The organism is Chitinophaga silvatica, from assembly GCF_003419895.1.
GTDB lineage: Bacteria > Bacteroidota > Bacteroidia > Chitinophagales > Chitinophagaceae > Chitinophaga > Chitinophaga silvatica.
The window spans coordinates 215,336-234,786 of sequence record NZ_QPMM01000004.1 but is presented as its reverse complement, the minus strand read 5'-3'; the positions used below and the strand labels follow the sequence as shown (position 1 = coordinate 234,786).

Sequence of the window (19,451 nt, the reverse complement as noted above, 5' to 3'; positions counted from 1 at the left end):
AGGTGATAGTACGTCTTTTTGCTATTTTCGCATTCTCAAGGATAAATGTTTGGCTGATGTTGAAGCAATTTTTAGCAAGTGCTGTTTTATGTATATTAATGATGCAGCATGCCCTGGCTCAATTACCCCCTAAAAGAGAACTCAGGGCAGTATGGGTCGCTACAGTAGAAAATATTGACTGGCCATCCCGAAGGGGATTAAGTTCAGAACAACAAAAACAGGAGTTCATCGCATTACTGAACCAGCATCAGCGTAATGGTATGAACGCTGTTGTAGTTCAGATTCGCCCTGTTACCGACGCTTTTTATGCTTCTCCATTCGAACCCTGGTCTGAATACCTTACCGGTACTCAGGGCCAACCGCCTTTTCCTTATTACGATCCGCTGGAATTCATGATTGAGGAAACTCATAAAAGAGGAATGGAGTTTCATGCCTGGTTTAATCCTTATCGTGCAGTCTTTAATGTTAGTAGAAGCAGTGTTGCTGCCAATCATATTACCCGGCTCCGTCCACAATGGTTTGTGACTTACGACAACCGCAAATATTTTGATCCGGGATTACCGGAAGCAAGAGAATATGTTACTTCTATTGTTGCCGATGTTGTAAAACGTTATGATGTTGATGCCATTCATTTCGACGATTATTTCTATCCGTACAGGGTTCCTGGCAAAGAGTTTCCGGATAATTACTCTTATCGCATGTATGGTGGAACAATGAATAAAGACGATTGGCGCCGCTCGAATGTAGATGCTATTATTCAAATGATCGGAAAAGCCATTAAGACCGAAAAACCATGGGTAAAATTCGGTATCAGCCCTTTCGGCGTTTGGCGTAATAAAGACCGTGACCCGGAAGGATCTTATACCAGAGGCGGACAAACAAATTACGATGACCTCTATGCCGATATCTTAAAATGGCTGAAGAATAAATGGATAGATTATGTAGCTCCACAACTTTATTGGGAAAGAGGACATAGGCTGGCAGACTATGAAGTGCTGCTCAACTGGTGGGCTCAACATGGATATGGCAGACACGTTTATATTGGTCACGGCGTTTATCGGATCAATAGTAATGCCGCCTGGAAAAACCCTAACGAAATACCCATTCAGGTGGAAGAATCCAGAACACTGAATACTATTCAGGGAAATATCTTCTACAGTGCAAGTTCATTCAAGGGAAATCCGGCTGGTATTGAAGATGCTCTCAGAAACCGGCTTTACAAGTATCCGGCACTAAGACCCATTATGCCATGGCTCCCTAATGAAATGCCGGAGGCTCCGTATTTTGTAGATGCTTTTGAGAGACCCGGTGGGTTGGAAGTTCACTGGGCGGATGGCGATACCACTGGCCGTACTAAACAGTATGTGCTTTACCGTTTCGAAAACAATGAACCAATTAACGTAAGCGACCCAACGAAAATTGTTAGTATTCAGACCCAGGGAGATGATCCTATGTTTAAGGACCCTACCTATGTTAAAGGCAAAACATATACGTATATCGTTACAGCACTGGATCGTTTACAAAATGAAAGTCATGTTAGTGAGCCACTCAGACTCCAAACATCAAATGGTAAAACTTCATTCACCTTCGAATAATATTATTGGAACAGGCGATTAAAAAATAAGATCGCCTGTTTCCATATCTATAGCTGTTGCTTCAGGATCTGCCAGATTTGGGAATGCATCCGCTTTGGGTAGTTTAACCGCTGCCCCTGAAATTAGTCCACCTGCCAAACCACCTATTACAGCCCCTGTTAAAATCTGATTGTTTCTATGCTTGTAATCTGCTATGTATGAAGAGATTGTGAATCCATATCCATCTCTGTCTAACGGTAATAACTTTCTATCCTGTTTTTTGAGTATTGCTCCATCCTTTACTATGCACCAATAGGCTGCAAGTATTCTTTTGCTTCCATCAGATTCTACTGCGGAAACTGCCGCACCTTTTTTCTCCGATACTTCAAAATTGGTAATGGAAGGTTTGTTCTCACGGAAATCATTAAACGAAAAATAAACTCCATCGTTCAATTTTTGTGTCAGCACCGGAATATTTCTTTTACGCTCATATTGAGCCATAATTTCATCGTAGGAAAAGGACGCCAGTTGCTTGTCCGCTAATACAGCATCCAGCTTTGAAACCGATAACAGATAGAGTTCTTTGAAAGCCTTTGCTATATTACTTTTATGTTTATGCGTAACATCCATGCCTCCATTCTGAAATGCATTATCAGAACTTGCCAATGGTATAAATTGCTTTCCATCACTACTTACGTAAGCAGTTGCTTTTAATCTGGTAAATGCTTTCTCAGACATTGCTCCGGTTCTTTCTCCAATTCTCAGATCTTCTATTATCCAGAGCAGAGTAGGCTCTCCGGCTGCAACGGTGTTTCCAAAAGCAGCATTTGCATATTCCTGGAAATAAGTTGAAAATGGTTTGTCTGGTACTGCTTCTGCTTTTTTATTAAACATTCCCACTTGTAAAAAGCCCATCCTGGTGGTATCCCACAATTGGCTGACTACTACTATTCCTCCGATTTTTTTGGCAGGCACATCCTTATCTGAAAATGCAGCTTCTTTACTTAACGTAATTTTCTTTCTGGCTAAAGTGGCTGTTGAAGCCGTGTCTGATGGGTATTGGGCTTGGGCAGAAGCTACAAGCATAACTGCAGGCAAGGTAAGGGTAAAAAACTGACGTAACATAATACTATTATGGATTTAGACTGTTGGCGTTAGGAGGCAAGTTATGATATCTGGTCGAATCTGTATTGAATATTAAATGGCTACTTGATAATTTTTTAAATAAAAGTTGAATTCACTGCAATTCTCATAAAATTATCCTGACGGGTGATTCGTTTTTTGTTATTTTCTAACAATAAATAGCGTCTTTTTATGATTTTCTAAATTTTTACCGTCTAACGAAAGTTTATATAAAAAATACAGCATTCCTTTAGTATCTTTAAACCGTTCCCGTATTATATCGTACACCATCACCCACGGCGCAAGTCATCGGGGGAGAGTGTGTAAAAGCAAAAATCTAAACCACATGGATGAAGTGAAGCAAACGCAAGGTTTATACCGTCCTGAATTTGAACATGATGCCTGCGGAACAGGTTTTACCGCCCATATCAAGGGCAGGAAATCCCACAGTATTATTCGTGATGCTCTTACCATGTTAGAAAACATGGAACACCGCGGCGCATGCGGCTGTGAGCAAAACACGGGTGACGGTGCAGGTATTCTATTTCAAGTTCCTCATGAATTCTTTTACGACGAATGTCTGAAACTCGGCATTCGCTTACCTGAATTCGGAAAGTACGGTGTAGGCATGGTCTTCTTTCCAAAAGAACCACGCTGGCGTGAAGAGTGCCGTGAAATTTTTCAGCGTAGCGCAGAAAAATTAGGTCTCGAAATTCTAGGTTATCGTAAAGTGCCTGTACGTCCTGATGGCATTGGCGAAACCGCCCTTTCTGTAGAACCAGAAATTGAACAGGTATTTATCGGCTGTCCTTATCATATTAATGACCCAGAAGTATTTGAGCGCAAATTATTTGTGCTTCGCAACTATATTTCTAAAACAGTTCGTAGTACCGTTCCAAAAGAAAAGTCGCTTTTCTACATCGCGTCTCTTTCTTATAAAACCATCGTATACAAAGGTCAGCTTACTACTTACCAGGTACGCCATTATTATACAGACCTCAGCGACGAGAAAATGGTTTCTGCCTTCGCATTAATCCACTCTCGCTTTGCTACCAATACTTTCCCTAGCTGGAGATTAGCTCACCCTTACCGCTACATCGCGCATAACGGTGAAATCAATACCCTCAAAGGAAACCTCAACTGGCTCCGTTCCGGTGAAAGAGGCTTCGTTTCCAAATACTTCTCTCCTGAAGAAATGGAAATGTTACTGCCTATTACCGAAGATGGCCAATCCGACTCCGCAAGTCTGGATAACGTTATCGAGTTGCTTACCATGACCGGCCGTTCGCTCCCGCATGTAATGATGATGCTGGTACCTGAAGCCTGGGACGGAAACGAGGATATGGATGAAGACAAGAAAGCCTTCTACGAATACCATGCTTCTTTAATGGAGCCTTGGGATGGTCCGGCTTCTATTTCATTCACAGATGGTAAAATCATCGGTGCTACCCTCGACAGAAACGGATTACGCCCAAGCCGCTTTGTGGTAACTAAAGACGATAGAGTAATCATGGCCTCTGAAGCCGGTGTATTACCTATTGATCCTAAAAATGTTAAAGAAAAAGGTCGTTTGCAACCTGGTAAAATGTTCATTGTTGACATGGACCAGGGCAGAATCATCGGTGATGAAGAGCTGAAAAAACAAATCTGCTCCCAACAACCGTATGGCGAATGGCTTAATAAATATAAGATTCGCTTAGAGGAATTACCAGAACCAAGAGTTACTTTCACTCACCTGGAGCACGAACAAATATTTAAATATCAACGTGCCTTCGGATACAGTACTGAAGATCTGGAACATATCATTGCACCAATGGCCATCGATGGAAAAGAGCCTATCGGTTCCATGGGTACTGATACTCCTCTGGCAGTGTTGAGCAATCAACCTCAGCACCTCTGCAACTATTTCAAACAATTGTTTGCTCAGGTGACTAATCCTCCTATCGATCCGATTCGTGAAAGACTGGTAATGTCGCTCTCCACTTTTGTGGGTAATAATGGTAACCTGCTGGACGAAGATCCGCTGCACTGCCATGGTGTTGCTTTGCGCCATCCGATCCTGAATAATCACGAACTGGAAAAAATACGCAGTATTGATACTGGCTTATTCCAGGCCAAAACTTTACATACCTACTTCAAAGCCGACGGTAAACCAGGTTCTCTGGAAAAAGGACTGGCTCGTATCTGCCGCTATGCTGTGGATGCCGTGGAAGATGGATTTGAAGTAATCATTCTCTCCGACAGGGCTATCGATTCCGAACATGCCGCTATCCCGTCTATCCTTGCTGCATCTGCGGTACATCACCATCTGATCCGCAAAGGATATCGCGGTCAGGTAGGTCTGATCGTTGAAGCCGGCGATGTTTGGGAAGTTCATCATTTTGCATGTTTACTCGGCTTCGGTGTAACTGCCATCAACCCATACCTGGCAATCAGCAGCATCAGAGACATGAAGCTGAATGATAAGCTCGAAACCTCTCATGATGTAGATAAACTGAAAAAGAACTATATCAAATCGGTTTGCGATGGATTGCTGAAAGTATTCTCTAAAATGGGAATTTCTACGCTGCAATCTTACCAGGGTGCTCAAATCTTCGAAATTCTCGGTATCAATCAGGCTACTGTTGATAAATACTTCACCGGTGCTGTTTCCAGAATTGAAGGTTTAGGGTTAGACGAAATTGCCCGCGAAACCCTTGCTAAACACTGGATGGGCTTTGGCAGAAAAGAAACTCCTGTTCAACGTCTGACCGAAGGTGGTGTTTACCAATGGAAGCGTAAAGGAGAGTTCCACCTCTTCAACCCAACTACTATTCACTATCTGCAGCTGTCTACCCGCACAGGTGACTACGCTACATTTAAGAAATATTCAAAAGCTGTTAACGATCAAAGCGAAAAAGCAGCAACTCTCAGAAGTCTGTTTACGTTTAACCGTAACCGTTCCTCTATCTCTATTGATGAAGTAGAACCAGCATCCAGCATCTTCAAGCGTTTCGCTACCGGTGCAATGAGCTTTGGATCTATTTCTCACGAAGCTCACTCCACATTGGCTATTGCAATGAACCGCATCGGCGCAAAAAGTAATACCGGGGAAGGGGGAGAAGATGAACTGCGTTATGAGTTACTGCCAAATGGCGACTCTATGCGTTCTGCAATCAAGCAGGTAGCAAGTGCCCGGTTTGGTGTAACCAGCTACTATCTGACCAATGCAGATGAACTGCAAATTAAAATGGCTCAGGGTGCTAAACCTGGTGAAGGTGGTCAGTTACCTGGCCATAAAGTGGATGACTGGATTGCAAAGGTCAGACACTCTACTCCTGGTGTTGGTCTTATTTCTCCACCTCCGCACCACGACATTTACTCAATCGAAGATCTGGCTCAGCTGATCTATGATTTGAAAAATGCCAACCGCGCTGCCAGAATCAGTGTAAAACTGGTATCTAAAGCCGGTGTGGGAACTATCGCTGCAGGTGTTGCCAAAGCCCACTCCGATGTTATCCTGATTTCAGGTCACGACGGTGGTACTGGTGCTTCTCCTGAAAGTTCTATCAAACACGCAGGTTTGCCTTGGGAACTCGGTCTGGCCGAAACTCATCAAACCCTGGTAAAAAATAAACTCCGTAGCAGAGTTGTACTGCAAACCGATGGTCAGCTTAAAACTGGTCGCGATATTGCAATCGCAACATTACTAGGAGCAGAAGAATGGGGTGTTGCTACTGCTGCACTGGTAGTAGAAGGTTGTATCATGATGCGTAAATGCCATGTAAATACCTGCCCTGTTGGAGTGGCGACTCAGGATCCTGAGCTTCGCAAACGCTTCTCTGGCGATCCTCAACACGTAGTTAATTTATTCACCTTCCTGGTGGAGGAATTACGTGAAATCATGGCTGATCTGGGCTTCCGCACTATCAACGAAATGGTCGGACAGGTAGATTGTCTCAAAACAAGAGACAATATCTCCAACTGGAAAACTCAGAAACTGGATCTTACTCCAATTCTTTATAAAGAAGAAGCGGCTCCTGAAGTTGGCTTGTACAAACAGGAAGAACAGGATCATGGTATCAGCGAAGTGCTCGACTGGCAGTTACTTAAAGTTGCTGCACCAGCACTGGAGAAAAAAGCAAGAGTATACCAGCAGTTCCCGGTTAAGAATACCGACCGTACTGTAGGTACCATTCTGTCTAACGAAGTATCCAAACGCTATAAGAGCGAAGGCTTACCGGAAGATACCTTGCACTTCAAATTTGTTGGTTCTGCAGGTCAAAGCTTTGGTGCATTTACTACCAAAGGTTTAACCCTTGAACTGGAAGGAGAAGCAAATGATTACTTCGGTAAAGGTTTATCCGGCTCCAAATTAATTCTGTATCCACACGGTGAATCGGGCTTTAAAGCGGAAGAAAATATCATTGCCGGTAACGTATGCTTCTATGGAGCAACTTCCGGTGAGGCTTACATCCGTGGTAAAGCAGGTGAAAGATTCTGCGTTCGTAACTCTGGTGCTACCGTTATAGCAGAAGGAGTGGGCGATCACGGTTGTGAATATATGACCGGTGGTAAAGCAGTGATCCTCGGAGAAACCGGCCGAAACTTCGGTGCAGGTATGAGCGGTGGTATTGCTTATGTGTACGATGTAAAAGGAACTTTTGCTAATCATTGCAACAGAGACATGATCGACCTGGATCCTTTAGACCAGCAAGATGTTGCCTTCCTGCAGGATTTGATCACTAAGCATCATGCCTACACAAATAGTACAGTGGCTAAGTTTATCCTGAAAGATTGGGAAAACCAACTGCGTCAGTTTGTGAAAGTATTCCCTAAAGAATATAAGGCAGTACTTCAGTCGGCTTCCGCAAAAGGTCAGAAAGTCGGACACTAGGATTAAAAAACATTAACATTCATCATCAAAATATCCCTTGCAGTTAAGGGAGTTGTGGAGGATAATTATGGGTAAACCTACAGGATTCCTGGAATTTACACGTGAGCAGCCCAGGAAAGCAGATCCCCGGGAAAGAATAGGCCACTATAACGAATTTGTAGAGCGCTTTCCGGATAATCAATTAAATCAGCAGGCTGCCCGCTGCATGAATTGTGGTGTTCCTTTCTGCCATAGCGGTTGCCCGCTTGGTAATGTGATCCCGGAATTCAATGATGCTGTATACCGTAAAGACTGGAAAGAAGCTTACGACATATTAACATCTACCAATAATTTTCCTGAATTCACCGGCCGTATTTGCCCGGCTCCATGCGAAAGTGCTTGCGTATTGGGCATTAACCAACCTCCGGTGGCTATCGAGGAAATAGAAAAACATATTATTGAAATAGCTTTCGATAAAGGCCTCGTTCAGGCTAAAGTTCCAAGAGTACGTACCGGCAAAAAAGTGGCCGTTATCGGATCAGGACCAGCCGGACTTGCAGCCGCAGCCCAGTTAAACTACGCCGGTCATACCGTTACTGTTTTTGAACGCGACGACAAACCAGGTGGACTATTACGCTATGGCATTCCTGATTTCAAATTGGAAAAATGGATCATCGACCGTCGGGTGAAACTGATGGAAGAAGAAGGCGTTATTTTCCAATGCAATGCCAACGTAGGGGTAAACGTTAGGACAAACGATTTGTTGAGAGAATTCAATGCAATCGTATTGGCAGGCGGTTCTACCATCCCTCGCGACCTGAATATTCCTGGCCGCGAGCTGAAAGGAGTGCATTTTGCAATGGACTTCCTTAAACAGCAAAATAAAAGAGTTAGCGAAATCGCAGTAGAAGGCAGCGATATCTTTGCTACCGGCAAAAACGTGGTAGTAATTGGTGGTGGTGATACCGGTTCCGACTGTGTTGGTACCAGCAACCGCCACGGAGCTTCCAGCATTACGCAGCTCGAGTTATTGCCAAAACCTCCGGGAGAACGTACTCCTTACATGCCTTGGCCTACTTACCCAATGATATTAAAAACTTCTACTTCTCACGAAGAAGGAGCCGACAGACAATGGGCCATTGCTACTAAAGCATTCCTGGGCGACGAAAAAGGTCAGCTCAAAGGCTTATTGCTGGTAAATCTGGAATGGACAGCCAGCTCAGATGGCCGCCCCGCCAAATTCTCAGAAATCCCGGGTAGCGAAAGAGAAGTGCCTTGCGAATTAGCATTACTAGCTATGGGCTTTGTGCACCCTCAACACACCGGATTACTGGAAGAATTGGAAGTTGAGCAAGATGAACGTGGTAATGTAAAAGCCACTGAAAAAGATTACCTGACATCCATACCAAAAGTATTCACCGCCGGCGATATGCGCCGTGGTCAATCTCTGGTTGTATGGGCAATAAGCGAAGGTCGCGAGTGTGCGAGAAAGGTGGACGAATTCCTCATGGGTATCTCCCAACTGGAAAGCAAAGACCATTCACTTCAGGAATTAGCACTGAAATAATCCTAAAATTCAAACTTTTCTCATAAGCAGGTTTAGATTTTGTTGTAACCTTCAGCCGGGCCGGGTTTTTACCCGGCCTATAATTTTTTAAAGACAGAATTTCTGCTTCAGTAGTAGTAAATCCCCATTTCAGCTATTTCATTCCCCCAAAGTAGCCAAAGCCTATACTTTTGTTCACTATGAAAAGGCTATGGTTTATTCTCACCCTTCTTTACACCAGTAAAGCTTTCGGACAAATTCCTGTTATCGATCAGCATCCTAAAAAAGGTTTATACAGAACATTCACTGAATTTCAACAGAATGCACCCTCTGAAGAAGGTGACCTTATTGTGAAAAACCGCAGCTCCGCCGCACAAATTTATCTCCTGGCCAATAGAAATGAACTTAGACTCAAGGATGCCAGTGGTGAAGAACATAAAGTAAAAGACTACTGGGGATTTTGTGATGGTAAGGATATTTATATCCGTGACTATGGCCTGAATAAATTAACTGAAATTGGCTACTACTGCATTTACGAATTACATACTGTTCAACCCTCCAGAGGTTATCCGATTCAGGCAGATATGACACCCAACAACCTGAATGCTCCTGCGAATATTAAAAAAGTACTTAACGTTGTTACTGGCGATAAGCTGGATCTTACTGCCTATAATCTTAAAAAATATATATTACCTCAGGATAGTACCCTTCTCGAAGAATTTAGAGCAGATAAGAGCAAGAGAACTACTCTTGAATACTATATATTCAGGTTCAATCAACGTAATAGGGTAACTCTGTAAGCCGAATTTTATTCCTCCCGCAACAAATTGCGCATTTTCCTACTCATATTTTTTGAGTCCTCAAATCTTAAAATAGTATGTTCGTTTCCGTATTTAATGTATTCTTGCAATAAATGCAGTGATTTACAGACTCTCAGGTATAAATTTTGTTGTACCCCTGCTTTAACGCTCCTGGTTACACTAACCTTTGGGCAAAGTAAACCATAAGCGTCCTTTTACGTTTATATTCAGTAGTTTTTCTAATCGCGCATAGTGACAGAACCAACAGAAGTCAAAGAAAGGCATGTCCGTCGTTGGTGGCGATGGCTATTATGGATTTTTGTTGCGGTGCTTTTATTGCCCGTAATGGCTGTCTTATTGCTTCAACTGGAGGGGGTTCAAAATTTCCTGCGAATAGAAGGCCAGAAATATCTTCAAAGAAAACTTAATACAAAAGTTCATATAGGTTATCTACGAGCCAGGGGGTGGAAATACCTGGAACTAAGAGACATTTACATTGCCGATACCTCTAATCAAACACTCTTCTATACTGCCAACCTGAAATTAAGATACAATTTACTGGCTCTCATCAGCAATGAACTGAGAATAGAGCGCTTAGACTGGGATACACTTATTGTTAATGCCTATAAACGAGAACATGATACGGTATTTAATTACCAATTCGCTATAGATGCATTTAGCAGCCCTAATAGTAAACCGGATACACTTGCTCCATCAAGCGGTACCACTATTCAATTCAGACTTAAAGATCTTAATTTCAAAACTGTAAAACTTCAGTTTTGGGATGTTCCCGGAGGCATGCACGCCGCCGCCACATTTGACAGTCTGCACTTAGATCCGGACGATATCTTAATAGATGACGGCATTTATGCATTCAGGAATATTACACTGGATGGACTGAAAGGCTTTTTCCGCCAGAAATATATTCCGGCGGCTACAACAAAGGCAGCTCCGCCTCCTCCAAAAATTGATACAACCTCCGCATCTTTACACCTCTTACTAAGGAAGCTGTTGGTTCAAAACAGCTATTTCCTATATGAAGATGAAGGTGCTGGTATTTCCACCAATTGGAAGGTCGGCAAACTTCAGGTTACCAATAGTAGCCTGGATCAGGACTCCACTTATATTCAGATCGGAGACCTGGCTCTTAGCCAGGCTGCCGGCTTCGTAATGATGGTTCCCGGAAAATCTCCTGCTCCGGCTACCCCGGCAGAGAGCACCCCCAATACCTGGAAGGTTTTTGCCAATCAGGTAAATATGGACAGAATTGTAGTACGATACGATAACGGTGGCCCGGCCCCGAAAGCAGCAGGCCCCGATCCCGATTACAACCACCTGTTACTGCATAATCTTGATGGTAAAATTCAAAACATCAGATATCAGCCCGATAGCATCTCCGCTGTAGTTAAAGCTCTTTCTGCAAAGGATAAATCAGGCTTTACACTTAGGAAAACAAATATGGAGGTAATATATACTCCACAAGTAATATCGCTTAATAAACTATTGATTCAAACCAATAGAAGTATTATCCGAAAATCCATTACCATAACCGCCCCTTCCTGGTCTATGATTGCAGACAAACCCGATTTATTGGGAATTGATGCAAATCTCGATTCCGTTCGTATTGCCTTGGGCGAATGGTTAGGTTTCGTTCCCGGTGCCCGTAAGAATAGCAGCTTTAAACCCCTTTGGAATAAGGATATAACATTATCTGCCCTCCTGAAAGGAACAATGGCAAACCTCAATATCAGGCAACTTTATATAAACGATCATGAGGGCAATATAATCAGGGCAAACAATAGCCAGGTTACACAGGCTACAGATCCTGATAACTTCTCTGCATATTTACCCGATCTCTATATCGAATCCGGTAACAAAGCACTTCGTTCATGGCTTCCACCAGGCACTTTGCCCGATACTCCCCGTTTGCCTAATCACATGGTTATTACGGGTATGTTGAAAGGTGGACTTAAAAACATGATCACTGCGCTTCAGTTGAAAAGTGATTATGTTAATGCCAACATAAATGCCCGTCTTACAAATATTACTGATAGTATCAGAAGTAGTTATGCATTAAATATTCCATATTTCCGGGCCAACCCGGGCATCATGCTATATGATACTACCTATGGCTGGGTTTCGGGTCGGCTGGAAGCAAACGGCCAGGGATACACTATTAGCAGAATGATTGCTAATGCAAATGCTCAGCTAAGTGAGGCTACCTATAATAAATACACGTATCATGGAGTGAGCATCAATGGGAGTATCGATAAAGGAGACTTTCATGCGCAGGGCGAGAGCGCAGATACTAATGTACTGGCCCAATTTAACGTAAAAGGAGTATTATCTGATACCACTGTAAGAGATTTACACCTTTTCCTCGATCTTACCAATGCAGACCTCTACGCCACTAACTGGTATTCCGAACCTTTAACATTAAAAGGTAATCTTAACGCAGACTTTGCAAGTATAGAACCGCAAAGGGTAGAAGGCAGTGCATATCTTACCAACTGGCAGATTGCTACAAATGGTCAGGTTTTCCCAATAGACAGTACCTCTTTACTGGCAGAATATACTGACCAGCAATACATTTCGCTGAAAAGCCCTGTTGGCACTATTAACGCAAACGGGCATATGGATTATAGGAAAATCGGGGCTGCCTATTCAGGTATTATCAGTAAACCTTTATTGCCTTATGATTCCGCTAATATCATTCAGATTCCTGGCAACCAGGTTGTTTCATGGACAGCTTCATTAATCTGGCCTAAATCATTACAGCCGCTCTTCCCTGCATTACGGATGGATGTACCATTAACTATGGAAGGAAGAATTAATAGTGATAGTAGTTTACTTTACTTACATGCCGCCGCTACAAAACTGGAATACGACTCCCTGCAAATAGATAGTCTGCGTATCTATGCAAAAATCGTAGATACCACTCTAAATTCATATACAGCAATCTCAAAGCTGAATCATCCTACCTTCCCACTGTTTTATACTTATGTTGCAGCAAAGGCAAATGCAGGACAGGTAGAATTTAATACATTACTTACTGATGTAAACAGGCAACCTAAATATAAATTCGGAGGTTACCTATCATTCCTGAACGATAATGTAATTGAGCTTTCCCTCAAGCCTGGAATTTTGTTGAATAAAGAGGCATGGAGTGTAGATAATAATAATGTTTTCAGACTACATAATGGTATGCCTGATACCGCTAATATCAGGTTATATCAGGGCGCTCAATCTATTCACCTGTATACACAACACGATAGCAGTACTGTTCCTGTTATCGCAGCAAAAATTACTGATTTTCATTTATCAACAATAACCGGACTTCTTGCTACCGATACCTTACTCGCAAATGGTATCCTGAATGCAGATGCAACAGTGCGCAACTGGAATGCTTCTCCTCTCATTTTAGCAAATTTAAAGGTCGATGATCTTACTGTCAGGAATAAACCTTTTGGTACGCTCGATGCTAAAGTCAGCAACCTGACTCCAACCAGTTATGCCCTTACAGCCAATCTTTCCGGCAGTCTGAATGATATTAAGCTTGATGGAACTTACGATAGTACTATCAACGCAAATCTAAATATCAACAAGTTAAGTATGTCTTCTCTGGAGCCTTTTACAATGGGAAGCGTTTCCAGAATGGCAGGTACGGCCAACGGACAATTTACTATCACCGGCACTCCTTCTGACCCGAAGGTTGATGGAAGCCTGCATTTCAACAATGCTTCCGGTATGGTAAATATGATTGGCTCCACATTCCATTTACCGGATGAAAACATTCTGATAGATGAAAAAGGTATTAAGCTTAATAACCTGGTCGTTGCAGATAGTTTGAACAACGAGCTTATTGTAAATGGCAGAATTAATACAAACGATTACTCCAGATTCTTTTTAAATCTTGATGTGAATGCCAATAACTTTATGGTACTTGGTAAACAGCAAACTCAGGATCAATGGATATATGGACCTGCATTCGTTGATAGCAAAATAAAAATCAGAGGAACTTCGGACTTACCACGCGTTGATGCAGTAGTTACACTAAAGGATAAATCAAAAGTAACTATGACATTACCGCAAGACGAACCAGGGCTTGCCACCAGGGAAGGAGTAGTTGAATTTGTGGATATGTCGAACCCGGTCGATTCTGCACTGCTTGCCCGGCAGGACAGTCTTAAGTACAGCACCACGCGTTTACAGGGGATTTATTTATCAGGCAATCTTGATATCACCCCAGAATCAATTATCAAAATAATTATCGATGCCCAAAATGGCGATTATGTTCAGGCTCAGGGAACTGCCAGTATTAATGCTACATTGGACCCCAGCAGCAAATTAAGTCTTACCGGCAGGTATGAAATCAACGAAGGGAAGTACGAAATGTCGCTCAATCAACTGATTAAACGATCCTTCGATATTCAAAAGGGTAGCTCTATTACCTTTAACGGTGATCCGACAAATGCAGATGTTGATATCACAGCAAAATATACTGTCAATGCCTCTGCATACGATCTGGTAGCTGATCAACTATCGAGTATGACCGCAGAACAGCGTAATACATATCGCCAACGTATGCCTTTCCTCGTATATCTGATGATTAAAGGCAGCATATTGAAACCTGATATCAGCTTCCAGCTCGACATGGAAGAAAAAGACAGAAACTCTTTGAGCGGTACCCCTTATAATCGTATTAAACAGATCAACCAGGTGCCATCTGAGTTGAATAAACAGGTGATGGGGTTACTGGTATTAAATACATTCATTCCTGATGATCCTACCAATACGCTCGAAAGTACAGGAGGTGGAGTAGAACAGGCCGCAAGAAACAGTGTGAGTAAAATTTTATCACAGCAATTAAATAATCTGGCAGGTAATCTGATCAAGGGTATTGATCTGAATTTTGATCTGAAGAGCCAGGAAGATTACTCTACTGGCTCGGCGCAGGAAACAACAACCCTGAACGTTGGAGCCTCTAAAAAACTATTCAATGATCGTTTATCCGTTTCCGTTGGTTCAAATATTATGCTTACAGGAAACACCCAAAATGCCAGCAATCTGATTGGCGACATATCAATAGAATATAAGCTGACTAGTGATGGTAGATATAGAATAAGAGTTTATCAACGTAATGATGGTACTACTGTCATTGATGGCCAGGTGGTAGAAACCGGAGTTGCATTTGCACTGGTGATGGACTACGACGAATTCAGAGAAATATTTCAAAGATCAAAAATCGCAACCCGAAGAGAAAAGTTGCGAAACAACAAAAACAACGACGATAAAAATCCGGCAACCACTGATGCGATTATTAAGTAACGTAACATCTGTTCAAAATATACTGTTCTGCATTGTATTCCTGTTTATCACCGGATGCAGTACTACTCGTACTGTTCCAAGTGGCGACAGGTTGTATACCGGCAGCAAAATAATATGGACTAATGATACCGTTACGAAGAAGAAGCCGAAAGATTATTCCGACCTGCAATCCGGATTAAATAAAAGAATCAGACCTAATCCCAATAGAAAATTTCTTGGAATGCCAATCAAATTGTGGCTTTATAATCTGGGGAATGAACCTAAAGGAAAAGGCCTGAATTATTTACTGCGAAAAAAATGGGGGGAACCTCCTGTATTACTAAGTACAGCCAAGCCCAATTATACATCAGAAATATTAACAGGATATTTGGTTGATAATGGGTTCTTCCAATCTGATGTTACTTCTGAAATTAAATATTCCGGCAAGAAAAAAGCAAGCATAAACTATACTGTTATTCCCAACCACAGATACACTATTAAAAGTGTTACATTTTTAACGGATACCAGCTGGATTGGGAAAACTATCACTAAAACAAAAGAGACGAGCTCTCTGATTGTTGGAGCTCCGTATTCATTGGATTCTATTAAGGCCGAACGTGATCGCATACACGCTATTTTAAAAGAACAAGGGTACTATTATTTCACACCAGATTATTTATTAGTTCAAGCAGATAGCACGAATGACGGGAAAATAGATCTATATGTAAAAATAAAGGATAACACTCCAGCCTTAGCATTGAGGCCATACAAAATGCGTGATATTGTTCTGTTCCCTGATTATTCATTAGATAATGATTCTACCTCAACGCTTGGTACACCAATGAAGTATAAAGGAATTTATATTGTGGATTCGGTTCACCGGTTTAAGGCTTCTACTTTCGACAAATCTGTATTCTTACGTCCTGATAGTTTGTACAGGCTAAGCTCTCATAATATTACCCTTCAAAGATTAATTAATCTGGGAGTATTCAAATTTGTAAAAGGTCAGTTCCAACCGGTAAGAGATACCAGCATACACAATATATTGGGTGGAAATCCAAATCAAATTGTACGGGATACATCAATACGCCGTTTAAGCGATACTACTATTGTCAGAGATACAACAGACAGATCTAATTACAGAGCATTGGTCAATAATCGATGGTCTTTAGATAGTGGGTGGTTAGATGCAAAGTTCTACCTGACTCCATATAAACGAAGATCACTGCAAACAGAGCTTAGAGGTACTTCTAAGTCCAATGGTTTTGTTGGATCTCAGGTAAGTTTAACCGCTAAAAACCGTAACTGGCTGCATATTGCGTCATTACTGGAGATCGGCTTACAGGGAGGTATGGAATGGCAGACGGGTGGTAATGCTGGTGGTTCCAACTCCTATTCGTTAGGGGCTTCAGTAGCGGTAACCGTTCCGAGATTTTTAACGCCCTTCAGAGGGTTAAACATACGCGCTCCTTATGTTCCTAAAACAAGAATAAGCGCCGGATATGAGTTATATAGCAGATCTGATATGTATAACTTAAACGCATATACGCTACAGCTTCAATATCTATGGCAGAAGAATCAACACCTGAGCCATAATCTTGCTCCAATAGCTGTAACCTATGTACTGCCAACTAAAACAACTACTGCCTACGATAGTATTTTGGCAAATGATCCCAGTCAAAGAGCTGCTATTGAAAAGCAATTCATTCTGGGCAGCAATTACACTATTACATACAATACCCTGAATCCTAATAGGATACATAGTTTCTTTCTGAGTGGAAATATCGATATCTCTGGAAACCTTGCAGGCTTAATTATTCCAAGAAATGATACCGGTCAGAAAACCATATTAGGCAACTCTTTTGCCCAATATGAAAGACTAACCCTGGAAGGCCGCCATTACTGGAAAATTGGAAGAGGCAAACAATGGGTAAACCGATTACTGATTGGTTATGGTTTGCCATATGGCAATTCCCAAACCCTTCCTTTTGTAAAACAGTTCTTTACTGGTGGTAGTAGTAGCATCAGGGCATTCAGAGCAAGAACACTTGGCCCGGGATCTTATCACAACTATGCTGCAGATACTTCTTCTCTATTGGCTAATGAGGCTGGTGATATCAAACTGGAACTTAATACGGAACTAAGAATACATATTGCCAGTGTATTTAATTTTGCAGCTTTTGTAGATGCAGGAAATATATGGTTACAAAAAGATGTTCCTGATAAGCCAGGAAGTAAATTCACCTTTAATACTTTCTATAGGGAAATAGCTGTAGGGGGCGGAATTGGTCTGCGTATCGATGCATCTATTGTGGTAGTGCGTCTCGATTTGGCCACACCATTCAGAATTCCATATCTCCCGGAAGGTCAGCGTTGGGTATTTGACAAAATAGACTTTGGTGATCCTGATTGGCGAAAAAAGAATCTGGTATTGAATATTGCCATTGGTTATCCTTTCTAATTATATATTGATGTCTTTTATGTGTTTGTAATTTGATTTAATTGCTTCCAATACTTCCTCATAACGTCCGCCCAGCATAAGTTTGCTCATCCAAAGGGCAAACCCTTTCAATTGAGAAAACTCAATTTTAGGAGGCATTGCCAAAGATGCCGGATCCGTAAAAATATTGATGAGTACTGGCCCCGGTGTGTGAATTGCCAGTGTTAATGTACTCTCCAGATCATTTGGCGAACGCACTGTAAACCCTTTAAATCCCATGGCTTCAGCAACAGCAGCAAAGTCGGGGTTTAACATACTGGTCTGCCAGTCGGGTAATCCGGCTACTTCCATTTCAAGTTTTACCATTCCGAGTGAACGGTTATTAAATACTATTACCTTAACCGGTAAATGATACTGAACAATTGTTATTAAATCACCTAAGAGCATAGATAATCCACCATCTCCACACAATGCATATACCTCTCTGCCAGGTTGTGCAAGTGCAGCTCCTATGGCTTGTGGCATAGCATTGGCCATAGACCCGTGATTAAAAGAGCCCAATAACATTCTTTGTCCGGTTCCTTCTATATAGCGGGCGGTCCAAACATTCGTCATTCCGGTATCAACAGTAAATATAGCGTCGGAAGATGCAAGCTTATTAAGTGTCGCTGCCACAAATTCCGGGCTAATTGCATCTTCTTTTCCTCTGTCTTCCACATATGTTTGCATTCGCTGGTTAACCTCTTTGTAAAAGGTCTGCATCGCATCCAGAAAATCACGGCTTTTTTTCTCTTTAAGATGAGGTATCAATGCTGAAAGGGAATCTTTTATATCGCCACATAATCCCATATCCAGATTGGCTCTTCTACCAAGTCGTTCCGGCTGAATATCAATCTGAACGATTTTATTCTTCTCCGGAAAGAACGGAGTATAGGGGAAATCTGTTCCTAGTAAAAGTAAAACATCTGCATCATGCATACTGCGGTATGCGGATGCAAGCCCTAGCAGGCCCGTCATCCCAACCTCATATGGATTATCGTGCTGAATACCCATTTTAGCCCTGAAAGAATAGGAGATAGGAGCATTTAATAATCGACCTAATTCCACTATCTCATCATGAGCTTTTACAGCTCCGATTCCGCAATAAATTGCAATATTGTTTTCCTTGTTCAGCAAAGCTGCCAGCTCTATAATTTCCTCATCTGAAGGTCGGATAATGGGATTGGGTTTATATACTTTTGTTGATGTAGTAATATTCCTGGCATCATCAGATGCTATATCACCAGGCAAACCTAATACTGCTACGCCATGTTTATGTATTGCATGTTGTATAGCTGCCTGCAACATTCTTGGTACCTGCTCGGAGGTTGTAGCTATTTGATTATAACAGCTGCAATCTGCAAACAACTTAATAGTATTCGTTTCCTGAAAATAATCACTTCCGAATTCAATGGTAGCACAAGTTGAGGCAATGGCTATTACGGAGGCCCCGGAACGATGGGCATCATACAAACCGTTTATCAAATGCACATGGCCTGGCCCACTGCTGCCAGCACAACACGCCAGTCCATTGAGCTGAGCTTCTGCCCCGGCGGCGTAAGCACCTGTTTCTTCATGCCTTACATGAATCCACTCTATTCTTCCATCTCTTCTAATGGCATCATTAAGATGATTCAAACTATCTCCGGTAACTGCATATAACCGTTTAATACCCGCTTCTACCAACATATCAACTATTTGATCTGCAACTAATTTTGCCATAATCCTTTTGTTTTATGTACTAACAGCGTGAACAAAACATTGGTTC

The 19,451-nt window shown here is 42.0% G+C and carries 8 protein-coding genes; 6 read left to right on the top strand and 2 right to left on the bottom strand.

Features of this window, described 5'->3' with window-relative positions; genetic code table 11:
* Positions 1-56 precede the first annotated feature (56 nt).
* Complete coding sequence (locus tag DVR12_RS10370) at positions 57-1,595, top strand: glycoside hydrolase family 10 protein (protein ID WP_116975605.1); 1,539 nt, start codon at positions 57-59, stop codon at positions 1,593-1,595.
* An 18-nt stretch (positions 1,596-1,613) separates the two neighbouring features.
* Here the strand turns inward: DVR12_RS10370 and DVR12_RS10365 are convergent, their stop codons facing one another.
* Entirely contained in the window at positions 1,614-2,699 is a 1,086-nt protein-coding gene (locus DVR12_RS10365; RefSeq protein WP_116975604.1) for a hypothetical protein, read from the bottom strand.
* Between the two features lie 343 nt (positions 2,700-3,042).
* Between DVR12_RS10365 and gltB the strand changes: the two genes are divergently transcribed.
* From gltB to tamL, 5 genes are all read left to right on the top strand, one after another.
* Entirely contained in the window at positions 3,043-7,572 is a 4,530-nt protein-coding gene (gltB, locus tag DVR12_RS10360; protein ID WP_116975603.1) for a glutamate synthase large subunit, read from the top strand.
* Positions 7,573-7,639: 67 nt separating this feature from the next.
* On the top strand, positions 7,640-9,118 hold the full coding sequence (locus DVR12_RS10355) for a glutamate synthase subunit beta (protein WP_116975602.1): 1,479 nt from the start codon (positions 7,640-7,642) through the stop codon (positions 9,116-9,118).
* Positions 9,119-9,297: 179 nt separating this feature from the next.
* Positions 9,298-9,897 carry a hypothetical protein gene (locus tag DVR12_RS10350; RefSeq protein WP_116975601.1) on the top strand — a complete coding sequence of 200 codons (600 nt, stop codon included), beginning with the start codon at positions 9,298-9,300 and terminating at the stop codon, positions 9,895-9,897.
* Between the two features lie 252 nt (positions 9,898-10,149).
* Positions 10,150-15,225 carry a translocation/assembly module TamB domain-containing protein gene (locus DVR12_RS10345; protein ID WP_147323441.1) on the top strand — a complete coding sequence of 1,692 codons (5,076 nt, stop codon included), beginning with the start codon at positions 10,150-10,152 and terminating at the stop codon, positions 15,223-15,225.
* Positions 15,209-17,665 carry a translocation and assembly module lipoprotein TamL gene (gene tamL, locus DVR12_RS10340; protein WP_116975599.1) on the top strand — a complete coding sequence of 819 codons (2,457 nt, stop codon included), beginning with the start codon at positions 15,209-15,211 and terminating at the stop codon, positions 17,663-17,665. The genes DVR12_RS10345 and tamL overlap by 17 nt, the downstream gene beginning before the upstream one ends.
* On the opposite strand, the gene DVR12_RS10335 is transcribed toward tamL, so the two are convergent.
* Positions 17,666-19,405, bottom strand: coding sequence for a thiamine pyrophosphate-dependent enzyme (locus DVR12_RS10335; protein WP_116975598.1), 1,740 nt, complete (start codon positions 19,403-19,405; stop codon positions 17,666-17,668).
* Between the last annotated feature and the right edge of the window lie 46 nt (positions 19,406-19,451).

Coding starts and splice junctions, on each gene's coding strand:
- DVR12_RS10370 (WP_116975605.1), top strand. CDS start 57: ATGTTGAAGCAATTTTTAGCAAGTGCTGTTTTATGTATATTAATGATG.
- DVR12_RS10365 (WP_116975604.1), bottom strand. CDS start 2,699: ATGTTACGTCAGTTTTTTACCCTTACCTTGCCTGCAGTTATGCTTGTA.
- gltB (WP_116975603.1), top strand. CDS start 3,043: ATGGATGAAGTGAAGCAAACGCAAGGTTTATACCGTCCTGAATTTGAA.
- DVR12_RS10355 (WP_116975602.1), top strand. CDS start 7,640: ATGGGTAAACCTACAGGATTCCTGGAATTTACACGTGAGCAGCCCAGG.
- DVR12_RS10350 (WP_116975601.1), top strand. CDS start 9,298: ATGAAAAGGCTATGGTTTATTCTCACCCTTCTTTACACCAGTAAAGCT.
- tamL (WP_116975599.1), top strand. CDS start 15,209: ATGCGATTATTAAGTAACGTAACATCTGTTCAAAATATACTGTTCTGC.
- DVR12_RS10335 (WP_116975598.1), bottom strand. CDS start 19,405: ATGGCAAAATTAGTTGCAGATCAAATAGTTGATATGTTGGTAGAAGCG.